A 13,696-nucleotide genomic window follows, 5' to 3' on the forward strand; every position below is an offset into this window, starting at 1 on the left:
AGTTTTGTCGGCACAACTCCCAGGAGGCGTGCCCGTTCAACTGTAAGCGCGCGCGCGACGCGACCGAGCCGCGCTTCCAGCCCCGCGCGGCGACCTGGGACAAGGATGCGGCGACGCTCGCGCGTGAGAAGGTCGCGATGAGCGAAGATCGATTCCGCACCGCGCTCAAGAGCTCGCCGGTGAAGCGCGCGATGGTGGAGGGCCTCAGGCGCAACGCGGCGGTCCTACTCGAAGGCACGGCGTCGGCCGTCTCGAGCTGACCGGTCGCGAGGCTGCTCCGCCGAGACGCGGCAAACCACCCGCGCCTCTCCGCTGTCGAACCCTCGGCACCAGACCGCCGCCGCCGCCCGCACATCGGGTCGCGTCGCATGCACGGAAGCGAAACCGTCCGGCGGCCGCGCGCGTACTGACGCCCAGAGCCAACAGAGGACTCGAGGAGCATGAGAAAGATGCGCCGGATGGCCCCCTTTCACATGGTGGTGGTAGTCATGTTGGCGGTGGGCGTGGGAGCCACCACGGCCATCTTCTCGGTGGTGAACGGGGTGCTGCTGCGACCGCTTCCCCTTCCCAACCCACAGCAGCTGGTGCTGGTGGGCGAGCGCGCGCCGCAAATCCCACAGCTGTCGGAGAAATACCAGCTCTTGAATACGCCATCGGCATTTCTCGCCTGGCGGGAACAGGCAAGCGAATTCGAGGCGATGGCGGCGCTGCAGAGCACCTCGGTCACCCTCGTCGGACAGGGAGTGCCGCAAGTCCTGGATGGTGTGCGAGTAACGCCGAATTTCTTCGACGTGCTCGAGACCAAGCCGGAACTCGGACGGTTCTTCGCCCCCGCTGACGCCGCCGACAGCAGCCGCCCGATGGTCATCACGGACGCGCTGTGGCGGTCGGCGTTCAACGGCGACCCGCGCGTGATCGGGCGGACAGTGGGCGCGCCGGGAGGTGAAGCGCGCGTGATCGGCGTGTTGCCGGCCAACTTCCGCATCGGGGGCAGCGAACTCGGGCCGATGGCGGCCGGCAAGCCGACCCAGTTCTTCCTTCCCTTCGAGTTCGGGCCCGACATCGGCGGTGACCTGACATCCGTCTGGTCGAACTTCAACTTCACGGTGATCGGGCGCATGAAGTCCGGGGTAACCGCCGGACAAGCGCTGGCGCAGCTCAACGCGATTCAGGCCCGCCTGGCGGCCGACGCGCCGGACAAGGCGCCGAATATGACCCTGCAGGCGACGATTACGCCGGTGCTCGATTACGCCACGCACGGCTCGCGACAGGAGTTGTGGCTGCTGCTGGGCGCGGTGGGCGCGGTGTTGCTGATCATCAGCGTCAACCTGGGCGGACTCTGGGTGAGCCGGGTGGTCGACCGGCGGCGCGATTGGGCGATCCGTATCGCGCTCGGCGCCCAACCCGGACGGCTGGCGCGCCAGGTGTTGGGCGAGGGACTCACCCTCGGACTCATCGGGGGCGCGCTCGGGATGGCGTGCGCCGCGGCCGGCTTGCAGGGGCTGCTGGCACTGGCCCCAGACGACATTCCCCGCCTCGACCAGGTACACGCGGATTGGCGGGTGTTGGCGGTGGGCCTCCTGCTCTCGGCGGGCGCCGGAATGCTGACCGGACTCGTTCCGGCACTGCGGGTGGGGCGCGGCGATCCGCAGGACACGCTCAAGGCCGGGAGCGCGGCGACCACGGCCGGGCCGGCGGGCGTGCGCTCGCGGCAGGGATTGATCGCGCTGCAGGCGGCACTTTCTACTTTGCTAATAGCCGCGGCCGGACTCCTGGGCGTCAGCCTGTACAGGTTGATGACCAGGCCCGCGGGATTCTCCACCGAACAGGCGGTCGAAGCCCGGGTGGTGGTCAGCAGCTATGGCGACGCGGGACGCGACCGGATTCTGCAGCAGATCACGACGGCCGTGGGGGCGATCCCGGGCGTGCGGGCCGCGGGACTCACGTCGCACCTGCCGCTGCAGGGCGAGACGTGGATCGACGGGGCGGGCGCGCCGGGAAAGGCGTATCCGACGGCGCAGCAGCCGAGCGTGAACGTGCGCTTCGTCGGCGGGGATTACTTCTCGACGATGCGCATTCCGCTGATTGCGGGGCGCAATTTCCGCGAGAGCGATCGGCCCTCCGGATGGCCGCCGAAGAGCCGGGCCGACGAGGAGAAGATGCACGAGGGTGTGATCATTTCGGAGGCCACCGCGCGGCTGATCTGGCCGGGACGCGACCCGCGCTCCCTCGTGGGGCAGCCGATCGCGTTCAACGGGCTGACGCCGACAATCGTGGGCGTGGCTGCCGATGCACTCGACGGGACATTGACGTCGGCCGCCCCGGCGGTAGTCTATCAGCCGTATTGGAACTGGGACCCCGGGGCCTTTTCGTTGGTGCTGCGCGCCGCGCTGCCGTTGAGCGCGATCGCAACGCCCCTGCGCCAAGCAGTCTGGAAACTAGCGCCGAACGCGGCGATTCCGGAGATCGAGCCGCTGGGATCGCTGCGGGCCGCCGCGACGGCGCCGCAGCGCTATCAGTTCACGCTATTGATGACGTTCGCGGGCCTGGCCCTGCTCCTGGCGGCGATCGGGGTGTACGCGCTCGTGGCACACAGCGTGGCGCAGCGCAAGAAGGAACTGGCGATCCGGCTCGCGTTGGGCGCGCCGGCTGGCGCCATTCGCGGGCTCATTGCCGGACAGGCCCTGGCGCCCGTAGGGCTGGGAGCGCTGGCGGGGTTGGCCGCGGCGTTGGCCGGCGGGCGCCTGCTGCGGAGTCTGCTCTACGGGGTCGGCGCACACGACCCGGTATCGCTCGGCGCGGCCGCGGGCGTGGTGCTGCTCGCCGCCGCGCTGGCCTGTCTGCTGCCGGCGTGGCGGGCGACGCGGGTCGACCCCGTGCTGGCGATGCGCGCGGACTAGCTTCTCGGCCCCGCCGGTCGGCGGAGAGCTGCGCCGGTTCGCCATCTACTGCGCCACCCCGAGTTTCGCCATCGCCGCGCGCAGCTTGGCCTCGCCCGCCTGCGCCTCCTGCGCCATGACGTGGTAGACGGCCGCTTCGGCGGCGTTCGGCGCGGCATACGCCATGTCGATTTGCCCGGCGAGAAGCCCGAGGTGGGTGCGCAGCTTCGGCTCGAAGACGAGGTCGCCCTCGCTGGAAGTGATTTTCAGTTGGACGAGCGAATCAATCGCGCCGGTAAGCGGGGTGAGCGCCGTCGAATCGCGGCCGGCCCTGGCCAGGCTGTCGCGCACGGTGATCGCCCGGTTGAGCGCGGTGTCGAGCGAGTCGAGCGTCGCGTGAATCTGCAGCTGGAGCGCCAGACGCTGCGCGAGCGCGTCGGGCCCCACGTGAATCCGCGGATCGAGCGACACCTCGAACGGCGCCGTCAGCTTCTCGCCGCCGTAGGCGAGCACGACCCGATAGCTGCCCGGCACCACGACCGGGCCGTCGACGTTGTTGTCGACATCGGCGTCCTCCGGCGCGTTGAATCCTTTCACCTCCGCTGCGTCGGCATAGCGTAAGTCCCACTGAAAGTGGTTCATGCCTGGTTGGATCGCGGTGAGATGCTTGAGGGCGTCGGCCCGCTGCTCGCTCGTTGACTCCGAATCCTCGGCGGCCTTCGACTTCTTCGTTTCGGACGTGTCTTTGAGGTGCAGGTGGAACTCGCGGATCAGGGCCCCGGACGAATCGGTGAACGAGAGCTCGACCGGCGTCGAACCGTCATAGGTCTTGGGAATCTGGAAGAAGATCCGCGCGCCGAACGCCGGATTTTCACCGGCGTCGTGCGGCGCGCCCTCGTCTCCAGGCCCGCCGTATGCGTGGCTCAGCCAGGCACGCTCCGGCGTGAACAGCGCCGCGCGGTCGGCGGGCGGCGCGGCGCGTCCGGTCATCTGCTCCAGCAACGTCAGATTGTCGAGAATCCAGAACGCACGCCCGTGGGTCGCGATCGCGACGTCGCCCTGCCGCGTGTCGATGGCGATGCCCCGCACCTGTACCGGGGGAAGATTGAGCGAGAGCGGCCGCCAGCTCGCCGCGCCGTCGAGGCTCACGTACACCGTGGTCTTGGTGCCGAGGAAGAAGAGGTTCGAGTCGGCGGGATCCTGACGGATCACGAACCCGTACGCGTCCTTGGGCAGCCCGGCCGTGATCGGCGTCCAGTGCCGCCCGAAATCAGTGGTCTTGAATAGGTACGGCGTGAAGTCGTCCCACATGTAGCGCTGCGCGGCCAGATACGCCGTGCCGCGGTCGACGTGCGAGGGCTCGACGGAGCTGATGTCGCACCACGTGGGAAGCGCGGGCGGCGTGACGTTCGTCCAGTGCGCACCGCCGTCCGTGGTCACGTGGACGAGGCCATCGGAGGAGCCGGCCCAGATCACGCTGTCGTCGCGCGGGGAGACGGCCAGCGCCGACACCGACGGATATACCTCCGCGCCCGACTGATCGATGTCGATCGGGCCGCCGCTCGGTGCCTCCGTCGCGGGATCGTTCCGCGTGAGGTCGGGGCTGATCGTCTTCCACGTGGCGCCATGGTCGTCGCTGCGCATCACGTACTGCGACCCGACCAGGAGCTCATCCGGATTGTTGGGCGAAAAAAGAATGGGATGCGTCCAGGCCCAGCGGTACTTGAGCTCGGCCGAGGACGCGGCGTCCTGATAGTAGGGCCAGGGGCTGATGCTCTTGAACTCGCCGATCGCCCGATCGTACGTCATGAACAGACTGTAATAATCGGCCCCGTACGTGATGTCCGGCCTTCCGGGCTGGGGCACGCTCGGCGTGCTCTCCCCGCCCGCCGACATCTTCCAATCGCTCAGCGAGATCTCGCCGTTGGGCGACGCGCTCGGCCCTTCCGTGGAGCCCTCGTCCTGCTGCGCCCCGTAGAGGTGGAACGGAAACCGGCCGTCGATGTTGACGTCGTAGAACTGCCCGGTCGGCTGGTTGTCCTCCGTGCTCCAGGTCTTGCCACCATCGGTCGAGACCGTGGCCCCGCCGTCGTTCCCCTCGAGCAGGATGTTCGGATCGCTGGGGTTGATCCACACCGTGTGGTTGTCGCCGTGCGGGGGGCTGAGAGCGGTGAACGTCTTGGCGCTGTCACGCGACACATAGAGCGCGTCGACCTCCGGCATGTACACGGTGTTCGCATCCGTAGGGTCGACGAAGATCGCCATGTAGTAGAACGCGCGCTGGCGGAGCTTCCACTCCGTGTTCACGCGCGTCCAGCTGTTGCCGCCGTCGTCCGACCGAAAGACGCCGCCGTCCTTGGCCTGAATGGTCGCGTAGACGACGTTGGGCGCGCTGGCGGCAACCGCGATCCCGATCTTGCCCAGCAGCCCGCTTGGCAACCCGGGATTGCGCGAGATGTTCGTCCAGTGCTCGCCCCCGTCGTTGGACTTGTAGATGCCGCTGCCCGCGCCGCCGCTCGAGAGGGACCAGGGCGTCCGGTAGGCCTGCCAAGTCGCCGCGTAGAGCACGTCGGGCGCACCGGGCTGCATGACCAGATTCACCACCCCCGTGCTGTCGTTCACGAACAGCACCCGCTGCCAGGTCTTGCCGGCATCGTTCGTCTTGAAGACGCCGCGGTTGGGACCGGGAACGAATACGTGGCCCAACGAAGAGGCATAGACCACGTCGGGATTCCTGGGGTCGACGATCAGGTTGCTGATGGTGTGCGTGTCCTCAAGGCCCGCGGCATGCCACGTCTTCCCCCCGTCCGCCGAGCGGAAGACACCGTCCCCGGTGATCATGTCGCCGCGGATGTCGCTCTCGCCCGTCCCCACGTAGATCACGTCCGGGTTGGACGGCGCCACCGCGATGGCTCCGATGCTGTTGCTCGAGCCCGGCAGCGTGCTGTCGGAGATGTTCCTCCACACGTTGCCGTAGTCGGTGCTCTTCCAGACGCCGCCGTCCACAGCTCCCATGTAGAAGAGGTTCGCCTTGCCCGGCACGCCGGCGACGGCGACCACCCGGCCGCCCACGTAGGGCCCCACGCTGCGCCAACGCAGTGCGCTGACGGGCGCGGAGATCTTTGTACCCTGGGCGTGCGCGCCCGCAGGGAGTGCGACCGCGGTGAACGTCACGATGATCGCGCGAACGATCCCTCGGCGCGACCAGCGAACAGCAGAGCGGCGTCTCATGATTCGGCCTCATTCCAGGAGAGAGCGGACGCGACGTTTGTTTGGCCGCGAGGGGTCGGCGAAGAGTGTCCGCGATGCATAGGGTCTGGGACCTGGGAAGGTGGAGATCGGCGTGTGACGGGGCAAGGCGAACGGAACCGCGGCGCCGCGCGGTGTCGCCGGGGCACATCTCCCACGCGGTGCGGCGGCGGTTACTTCGCGTGCGGCGCCGCCAACTGGACGGTCGCGAGCGCGACCGAATTCGCCTTGGGCACCGTGACCGTGGTCGTGAGTTGCGGGCTCAGCGCACTCCCCACGACGAGCGCCACCGGTTCGCCCCGGGGCGGATCGCACACCGCCACCCGCCCGTCGCTGTCGGTCAGCCCCTCCGACCGCCCTTCACGTGCGATCGGAATCCCCAGCACCCGGTACGAGGCTTCCTTCCAGGTCGCGACCACGCTGTCGCGCGGCACGTTCCATCCATCGCCATTCACCACGTGCACCAGCAGCACGGTTGCGGGCATCGGACCGTTGGGATCGCCGCACACGCCGCGCGCCGCCACGACGGCCGAGTCCAGATGGACCACCGCCGGCACCGTGTCGGTGAACGCCGCGAACGCGGAGTCCGTCGGGGAATTCTGCGCCACGCCCCCGATGGCGAGCTGCCGTTCGGCCGCCCGCACGGCGTACCGTCCCGGCAGCAGCCCGTCAAGGCGGAAGCGGCCCAGGGAGTCGGTGGTGGTCGTGTCGTTCGTGCCGGCGAGCCAGACGCGCACGCCAGCGGTGTCGACCCCGCGTATCGCGCCGGGGCGGTCGTGGTCGCCGCCCGTTGCGGCCGTCACGTACCCGTGCATCGACGCAGTGGGCGCATCCCAGTGGCTGCCGTCGGGCCACTGCGCGCCGATCACCACGCCGCCGCTGACCATCACGCGCGTCCGCGTGCCGCCAGACGACCGCGAACCCGCCGCGAAGCCCCGCGACACCAGTTCGGGGGAGGCGATCGACCACGAATCGATGAATACGACGCCGTTCGGCATCGCGCGGAAGGAGATCGCGCCACCGGCTCCCGCGGCGCGCTGCCAATCCGGGAGGCCTGTGTACTGGAATTCGAGCGTCCGCACCGCGGGATGCGTCCGGTCGATCCACAGCACCCCGCGGACGTCCACCAGCCGGTCGCGCCCCGGCGCCGGCTCGAACGCGAGCCCGATCTCGCCGGTGTGGGCCGCGGCGGAGTCGGCGATGGAGAAGCAGTGCGTGGCGGCAAAGCTGTCGTCGAGCAGAACGTCCACGTCCGGCGCCCCCAATTCGGAATCCGTGCCGCGTTCCAACCGATAGCCGTGCGCGGCGAAGTAGGCGGCCGTCGCGATCGGTACGTACGGGCGCGACGTGCGCGCCGACGCCCGCCGTATCTGCTGCCAGGCCACCGACGCCCGGTCCTCGCCGAACAGGCGCTCGTATTCGATCAGCTGCATATCCCCGGGCCGCGAGGCGCGCGCAGCCACGGACGCGAGCAAGGCGGCGCCCGCTTGCTCCCACAGGCCGAGCGCCTGTTCGCGGTCGTTGCGGTCCGGACACTGCTCCCCCTCGCTCACCGTCACCTTTTCCAGCAGCGAGGGCAGGGGTTCGAGCGTGAAGTTCACCTCCAGCGTCGACCCGGCGCTGACCAGCTGCTTGGAATCGACGGGGTGGAAGCCGATGCGCACCACCCGCAGGCGCACCGTGCCGGGGGGCAGCGCCAGCCAGAAGGCGCCCGCGGCGTCGCTGAGCGCGCGGGCCAGCGACACCCCGTCGGCGCCGAGCGCGGATACGACGGCGCCGGGCACCGGCTGGTGGCTCAACGCATCCCGCACCGCCCCGTGCGCTTGCTGCGCCAACGCGGGGCGGGCGCAGGCCACGAACAACACGGCGACCCAGCTCCGCAGACGCATTGGGTCGAATATGAGCGCCCATCGAGGGCGCGCAAGCGACGCTGTCCCGGCTCCGCAGTCAGGCCGGCCCCGGCGGATCGGGCGAAGCGAAACGAGCGCGGCCATTGACAGCGGGCCGCCTCCCCTCAGCTTTTGCCTCCTGCACGCAGCGGGCGCGGTTCGTCTGCAATTCTCGGTAGCGGTCTGGAGGGTTCGATGAAAACGATTGCTTCGCTGACTCTGGCTCTGACGATTTTCGGCGCCGCGCCCGCGGTGGTACGGGCGCAGGCCCGCGGAACCGGTTCCGCCACCATCGCGACGCCGATCGTGCTGCACGCGGCGCGGCTGTTCGAGGTCGTACCGGGGCGGATCGTCAGCCCCGGCGAGGTGCTGATCCAGGGCGACCGCATCCAGGCCGCCGGCACGTCGGTGCCGCATCCCGCCGGCGCGAGAGTCATCGACCTCGGGGACATGACGCTGATGCCGGGACTGATCGACGCCCACGTGCACCTCTTTCTGCACCCGGCGCCGCCCTCGGAGGGCATGCAGACGGTGGACGAGTCGGCGCCCGAACGGACGATCGAGGCGACGCTGGCCGCGAAGGCCGACTTGATGGCGGGCTTCACCTCCGAGCGCGAGATGGGCACCGAAGGCGCGGGCCCGGCGGACGCCGCCGTGCGCGATGCCATCAACCGGGGGCTCATTCCGGGCCCAAGGCTCCGCATCAGCGGCATGGCGATCTCGATCCTCGGCGGCCACGAGGACGCAATTGGTTTCAACCCGGCGCAACACGTCCTGGGGAATGCCGACTACGCCAACGATACCGAGCAGCTCATCGAGACGATCCGCGAGCAGCACAAGGAAGGATCGAGTTTCGTGAAGATCTACGAAACGGGGCCCGACGAAATGGTGCCGGACGGCTCGGCTCCCTGCATGGGTAATCCGATCTGCGCGCAGCTCGGGATCGGCGAGCAGGCGGGCGACCCGCAGTTCTGGGATTTCCATACGCCATATCAGTATACTGAAGAACAGCTCCAGGCAGCCGTGGCCGAGGCCGCTCGGCTGAACACCAACGTGGGCGTGCACTGCCAGGGCGAGCCGGCGGCGCGGTTTGCCGTGGAGGCGGACGTGGCGTCCATCGATCACGCGACGCAGCTCAGTGACGGGACGATGCAGATGATGAAGGAGAAGGACATCCCCGCCGTGCCGACGTTCACCATTTTCGAATACTTCGCGGATCACGCGGGGAGCGCAGCGGCGGCCGCGCGCGAACACGCCATGCTGGAGTACAAGATCCGCGAGTTCAAACGGCAGGTCGCGGCGGGGACCCCGATGGCTGTGGGGTCGGACGTGGGGCCGTTCCCGCACGGGACGCAGGCGAGGGAATTCGAGTTGATGGTGAAGTACGGGATGACCCCGCTGGCCGTGCTCGAGGCCGATTACCGGAACGATCCGCGCATTCTGACGTGGCAGAACGAAGTGGGACAACTGACGCCCGGATACTTTGCAGACGTGATTGCGGTGCCCGGGAATCCGCTGCAGGACATTACGGCGGTAGAGCGCGTGCAGTTCGTAATGAAGGGCGGCGTCGTGTACAAGGGCGAGGGCGTTCACGCGCCCTGAGGCGCCGTGCCGCGTGCGCACAGACCGGCGGCCTCCGAACTCGTTGTTGGAGAACGCATTCGCCCGCCGGTCGCCAAGATGATCTCAATACGATTATACCGGCACCCCTCCCAAGCGCCATGCCTACGGAACGCCAAGGCCGTGCGGGAGGCAAGGGGCGACGTTCTCACCCTATGAACGAGCGCCCTACCACCCCGATCCGGACTCAACTCTCGATGCGATTCCGGCCACCCTGCTTCGCGCGATACAGCGCCCGGTCTGCCGCCTTCACGACGTTCCCGGGCTCGGCCGAGCCGCGTGAATGCGCGGCGCCGATGCTCACCGTGACGGCGGTTTCCCGTCGCTTCGAAACCCCAGCGCGGGGGGTCTTCGGCTTCCGTCGGGGGCGCTTGGGGCCGCGGATGGTGAACGCCGCCTCGGCCACCGCCTCGCGCAGCGTCTCGAGATGCGGTGCACTCTCTTCAGCGGTCTTCCCGGGAAAGAGTACGGCGAACTCCTCCCCGCCGTAGCGGAATGCTCGGCCACCGCCCCGGACCCGACTCAGGCAACCGGCCACCATGCGCAGCACCTGGTCGCCGGTGTCGTGACCGTAGGTGTCGTTGAACGCCTTGAAGTGGTCCACGTCAACCATCGCTACCGTGTACGTGCCGTCCAGCCGCTTCAACATGTCGTCGAATGCCCGCCGGGCCGGAAGACCGGTGAGCTCGTCGCGGTACGCCATGGCGTAAGCCGTCTCCACGGTGGCAACCGCGAGCACGAGCCCCGCGTTGGACAGGTACAGCGTCGCGCGTCCGCCGGCCGGCCCCGCGCCCACCGCGATCACGCTCGCGACCGCCGCCCACAGGAATCCCCGGCTCTCGAATTCGGGCCGCCATAAGGTGCGGACGACGAGGACGGCGAGCGCCGCCAACGCGACGATGGCCGCGGGCTGCCCGAGCGGCAGCCACGAGAGCGTGCGCGGCGGCAGGATCGCAAAGTCGAAAGCGCGGGCCGTAGCCTCCGGATACACCGCGGAGAGCAGCCAGACGCCGAGCACCGCCACCGCCGGGACGGCGAGCAGGCCGAGGCGCTGCAGCCACACGATCGTGAACAGGCCGCGTTCGTCAAGCAACGCCAACACCGCGAGCGTGGCGGGGAGCAGCATGGCCACCGCGCGCACGACCGCCGGCCCGGCGAACGGTGTGGCCGAGTCGAATGGAATGAGCCAGCGCAACGCCCCGTCTGCGAGCGCAAGGGCGGCGAGGGCGAGCAGCAGGCGACCGCGCCCGAACCGCCAGGCGAGCAGCGTGGCCGCGACGAGGACGACGATCGGATAGGCACGGACGACGGGCGCCGCCGAGGGAGCCGCCGCCCCCCAATGGACCAGCGCCAGCGCGGCGGCGAGCAGGATGCCCTCGGGGAAGACGAGGGCCATCAGCTTCTGCGTCAGCATGGGCGCGAGAATGACGACCGAGCCGTGCGAGAGGTGACGCGTCCTCGGCGCGGGCGCGGGGGGCGCGCCCTTGCCGGCCAGATCAGTACTCGGCGACCGCTACGGCATGTGCACCTGCGCCGTATCCGGCAGCACCCGCACCCAGATGTTGCGGAAGCTGATCGGCGCGCTCGGATCGCCGTGCGCCTGGAGCTTGATCGGCTCCGGCCCGTGCGCCTTGTAGGACGGCTTGCCGATGTAGAGCGTCGGCCCCAACAGCGCCACGTGGTTCTGCACCAGCACACCATTGTGGAAGGCCGTCACGTACGCCGGTGTGTCGAGCGAGCCGTCTTGCTTGAACGTCGGCGCCGTCCATATGACGTCGTAGACGTTCCACTCGCCCGGCTTGCGCATGGCGTTCACCAGCGGCGGATACTGCTTGTAGATGGCCGCCGCCTGGCCGTTCACGTACGTGGCGTTGTTGTACGAGTCCAGAATCTGGATCTCGTACCCGTCGTCGCCCGGACCGGTCGAGGCGAGAAAGACGCCGCTGTTGCCGCGCGCCTGCCCCGAGCCGGTGATCCCCGCGGGCACGCGCCACTCAAGGTGCAGTTGGTAGTTCGTGAATGAGCGCTTGGTCTCGATGTTATCAGCCTTCTTGTTCACCGTGAGCACACCGCCGTGCACGTCCCATGCTGCCGGCGAGTGGTCCTGGGCCGAGACCCACTGGGACTCATCGTGGCCGTCGAAGAGGACGACGGCGTCGGATGGCGGATCGAGATCGGTGCGGCCCGGCGTGACGACGGCCGGGACGGGCTTCCAGACCTCGGTCTCTTCGGGGCGGGGCTTGGTGCCCTGCGCGCTCGCCGACGGGGCGGCAACGCAGACGAACATCAGGACGGCAAGGGTGGCGGGCGCCTTCATGACGGGAATCTCCAGATGGAATGGCGTGCGCGCGGGGGCGCGTGCATCCTGCATGCGGACCGCGTTCAGCGCAACCACCCTTCCACCTTGGCCCGGCTCGGCACGCCCCCGGCGTGCACCACCTTCCCATCGATCACCACCCCCGGCGTGGCCAGGACGCCGTACCGCATGATGTCCTGGATATCCTCCACCTTCTCCAACTCCACGTCCACGCCGGCCTCCCGCGCGACGGTCTTGAGCAAGGCGATGGTGTTCCGGCAATTGGGGCAGCCCGTACCGAGCACTTTGATGTTCGTCATGACGTTCTCCATGTCTCCGTTCACAGCACCGCGTTGAACACGTAACCCACGAGCAGGATGCCCGCGGCCACCACCAGCACGAACGTCGCGATCAGGCGCACCTTGAGCACCTTGCGCAGGATCACCATCTCGGGGAACGAGAGGCCGATCACGCTCATCATGAAGGCGAGCACGGTCCCCAGCGCGGCCCCCTTGGCGAGCAGTGCCTGCACGATGGGAATCACCCCGGCTGCGTTGCTGTACATCGGCACGCCCACGAGCACGGCCAGCGGCACCGCCCACCACACGTCCCGTCCCATGAACGAGGCCATGAAGGCCTGGGGCACGTAACCGTGGATCACGGCGCCGATCGCGATGCCGGCGAGGATGTACGGCCAGACTCTCCCGACGATCTCGTGGACGGCGGCGAACCCCGCCGCGAGGCGCTCGGCAAGCGTCAGGCGCTCGTGCGCATTCTGCGTCTCCACGCGAGGCATCTCGCGCACCCAATCTTCGAGCGACGACTCCATGCGCAGCCGTCCGATCACCCAGCCCGCCACGATCGCCACCGACAGCCCGAGGCCGAGATAGAGCAGCGCGATCCGCCAGCCGAACAGCGCCAACAGCAACGACAGCGCCACCTCGTTGACCATCGGCGCTGAGATCAGGAACGAGAAGGTGACGCCGAGCGGCACGCCCGCCTGCACGAACCCGATGAACAGCGGCACCGCCGAGCAGGAGCAGAACGGCGTGACGATGCCGAGGCTCGCCGCCATGACGTTGGCCACGCCTTCCCGGCGGCCGGCCAGCAGTGCGCGGGTGCGCTCGGGGGTGAAGTACGAGTTCACCATCCCCATCACGAACACCACGCCGGTGAGCAGGAGCAGGACCTTGGGCGTGTCGAAGAGAAAGAACTGCAGCGACCCGCCAAAGTGGCTCGACGGGTCCATGGGCAAAGCGGCCACCAACGCCGCCGAGGTCGGCCCCAGTGCGAGATACGCGGCCAGCCAGACCAGTGCCGCAGTCCCGACGAACGCTCGCGGATGGGTGCCGGGCCAGCCGGTGCCGGCCGCCGTCACGCGCATGGCAGCCTCGTGCCGACGTCGAGGTCGGCAACCTGAGCCTCGGTGAGGAGTGCGCGCACCGTATCGAGTACGAGCCGCTGCTCGGGCGCGGGCGCGTCGATCACGCGGTAGCGCACCCACAGTCCGTCTCGACGGTCCTGCACGAGGCCGGCTGCCAGTAGATAACGCAGATGACGCGACGCCTTGGACTGCGAGAAACCCAGGATCGCTTCCACTTCGCACACGCACAACTCACCGTGGCGGAACAGCAGGGCGAGGATGTCGAGTCGCGTGCCGTCGGACAGTGCCTTGAATGTCTGACTGAGACTTCGCATGACCGGGTTCCTCCTGCGAAGGAGTGAACCCGTCTACGCGATTACACGGCATCGGCACGCTCCCG

The 13,696-nt window shown here is 68.8% G+C and carries 10 protein-coding genes; 3 read left to right on the plus strand and 7 right to left on the minus strand.

Annotation, left to right across the window (positions count from 1 at the left end):
- Positions 1-260: hypothetical protein (locus VNF92_13120; GenBank protein ID HVA58816.1), on the plus strand; the 260-nt coding region annotated here is incomplete at its 5' end.
- A gap of 180 nt (positions 261-440) precedes the next feature.
- Positions 441-2,900: an ADOP family duplicated permease gene (locus VNF92_13125; GenBank protein HVA58817.1), complete on the plus strand. Its 2,460-nt coding sequence runs from the start codon at positions 441-443 to the stop codon at positions 2,898-2,900.
- 45 nt (positions 2,901-2,945) lie between these two features.
- Here the strand turns inward: VNF92_13125 and VNF92_13130 are convergent, their stop codons facing one another.
- Entirely contained in the window at positions 2,946-6,110 is a 3,165-nt protein-coding gene (locus VNF92_13130; protein HVA58818.1) for a glycosyl hydrolase, read from the minus strand.
- A gap of 191 nt (positions 6,111-6,301) precedes the next feature.
- Complete coding sequence (locus tag VNF92_13135) at positions 6,302-8,017, minus strand: carboxypeptidase-like regulatory domain-containing protein (GenBank protein HVA58819.1); 1,716 nt, start codon at positions 8,015-8,017, stop codon at positions 6,302-6,304.
- Between the two features lie 195 nt (positions 8,018-8,212).
- Here VNF92_13135 and VNF92_13140 point away from each other — a divergent pair, with 195 nt between their 5' ends.
- Positions 8,213-9,619 carry an amidohydrolase family protein gene (locus VNF92_13140; protein HVA58820.1) on the plus strand — a complete coding sequence of 469 codons (1,407 nt, stop codon included), beginning with the start codon at positions 8,213-8,215 and terminating at the stop codon, positions 9,617-9,619.
- A gap of 205 nt (positions 9,620-9,824) precedes the next feature.
- On the opposite strand, the gene VNF92_13145 is transcribed toward VNF92_13140, so the two are convergent.
- From VNF92_13145 to VNF92_13165, 5 genes are all read right to left on the minus strand, one after another.
- Complete coding sequence (locus tag VNF92_13145; GenBank protein ID HVA58821.1) at positions 9,825-11,051, minus strand: GGDEF domain-containing protein; 1,227 nt, start codon at positions 11,049-11,051, stop codon at positions 9,825-9,827.
- Between the two features lie 99 nt (positions 11,052-11,150).
- Positions 11,151-11,954 (minus strand): DUF1080 domain-containing protein, encoded by an 804-nt coding sequence (locus VNF92_13150; GenBank protein HVA58822.1) that lies wholly within the window; start codon positions 11,952-11,954, stop codon positions 11,151-11,153.
- Between the two features lie 65 nt (positions 11,955-12,019).
- A complete protein-coding gene (locus VNF92_13155; GenBank protein HVA58823.1) occupies positions 12,020-12,253 on the minus strand; it encodes a thioredoxin family protein in 234 nt (77 codons plus the stop codon).
- Positions 12,254-12,273: 20 nt separating this feature from the next.
- A complete protein-coding gene (locus VNF92_13160; protein HVA58824.1) occupies positions 12,274-13,317 on the minus strand; it encodes a permease in 1,044 nt (347 codons plus the stop codon).
- Entirely contained in the window at positions 13,308-13,631 is a 324-nt protein-coding gene (locus VNF92_13165; protein HVA58825.1) for a metalloregulator ArsR/SmtB family transcription factor, read from the minus strand. Before VNF92_13165 ends, VNF92_13160 begins: the two co-directional genes overlap by 10 nt.
- Between the last annotated feature and the right edge of the window lie 65 nt (positions 13,632-13,696).

It is taken from the genome of Gemmatimonadaceae bacterium, assembly GCA_035533015.1.
In the GTDB taxonomy this organism is placed as follows: domain Bacteria; phylum Gemmatimonadota; class Gemmatimonadetes; order Gemmatimonadales; family Gemmatimonadaceae; genus JAGWRI01.

Excerpts from the sequence above, each read along its gene's own strand:
- VNF92_13125 (HVA58817.1), top strand. The coding sequence starts at position 441 with ATGAGAAAGATGCGCCGGATGGCCCCCTTTCACATGGTGGTGGTAGTC.
- VNF92_13130 (HVA58818.1), bottom strand. The coding sequence starts at position 6,110 with ATGAGACGCCGCTCTGCTGTTCGCTGGTCGCGCCGAGGGATCGTTCGC.
- VNF92_13135 (HVA58819.1), bottom strand. The coding sequence starts at position 8,017 with ATGCGTCTGCGGAGCTGGGTCGCCGTGTTGTTCGTGGCCTGCGCCCGC.
- VNF92_13140 (HVA58820.1), top strand. The coding sequence starts at position 8,213 with ATGAAAACGATTGCTTCGCTGACTCTGGCTCTGACGATTTTCGGCGCC.
- VNF92_13145 (HVA58821.1), bottom strand. The coding sequence starts at position 11,051 with ATGCTGACGCAGAAGCTGATGGCCCTCGTCTTCCCCGAGGGCATCCTG.
- VNF92_13150 (HVA58822.1), bottom strand. The coding sequence starts at position 11,954 with ATGAAGGCGCCCGCCACCCTTGCCGTCCTGATGTTCGTCTGCGTTGCC.
- VNF92_13155 (HVA58823.1), bottom strand. The coding sequence starts at position 12,253 with ATGACGAACATCAAAGTGCTCGGTACGGGCTGCCCCAATTGCCGGAAC.
- VNF92_13160 (HVA58824.1), bottom strand. The coding sequence starts at position 13,317 with ATGCGCGTGACGGCGGCCGGCACCGGCTGGCCCGGCACCCATCCGCGA.
- VNF92_13165 (HVA58825.1), bottom strand. The coding sequence starts at position 13,631 with ATGCGAAGTCTCAGTCAGACATTCAAGGCACTGTCCGACGGCACGCGA.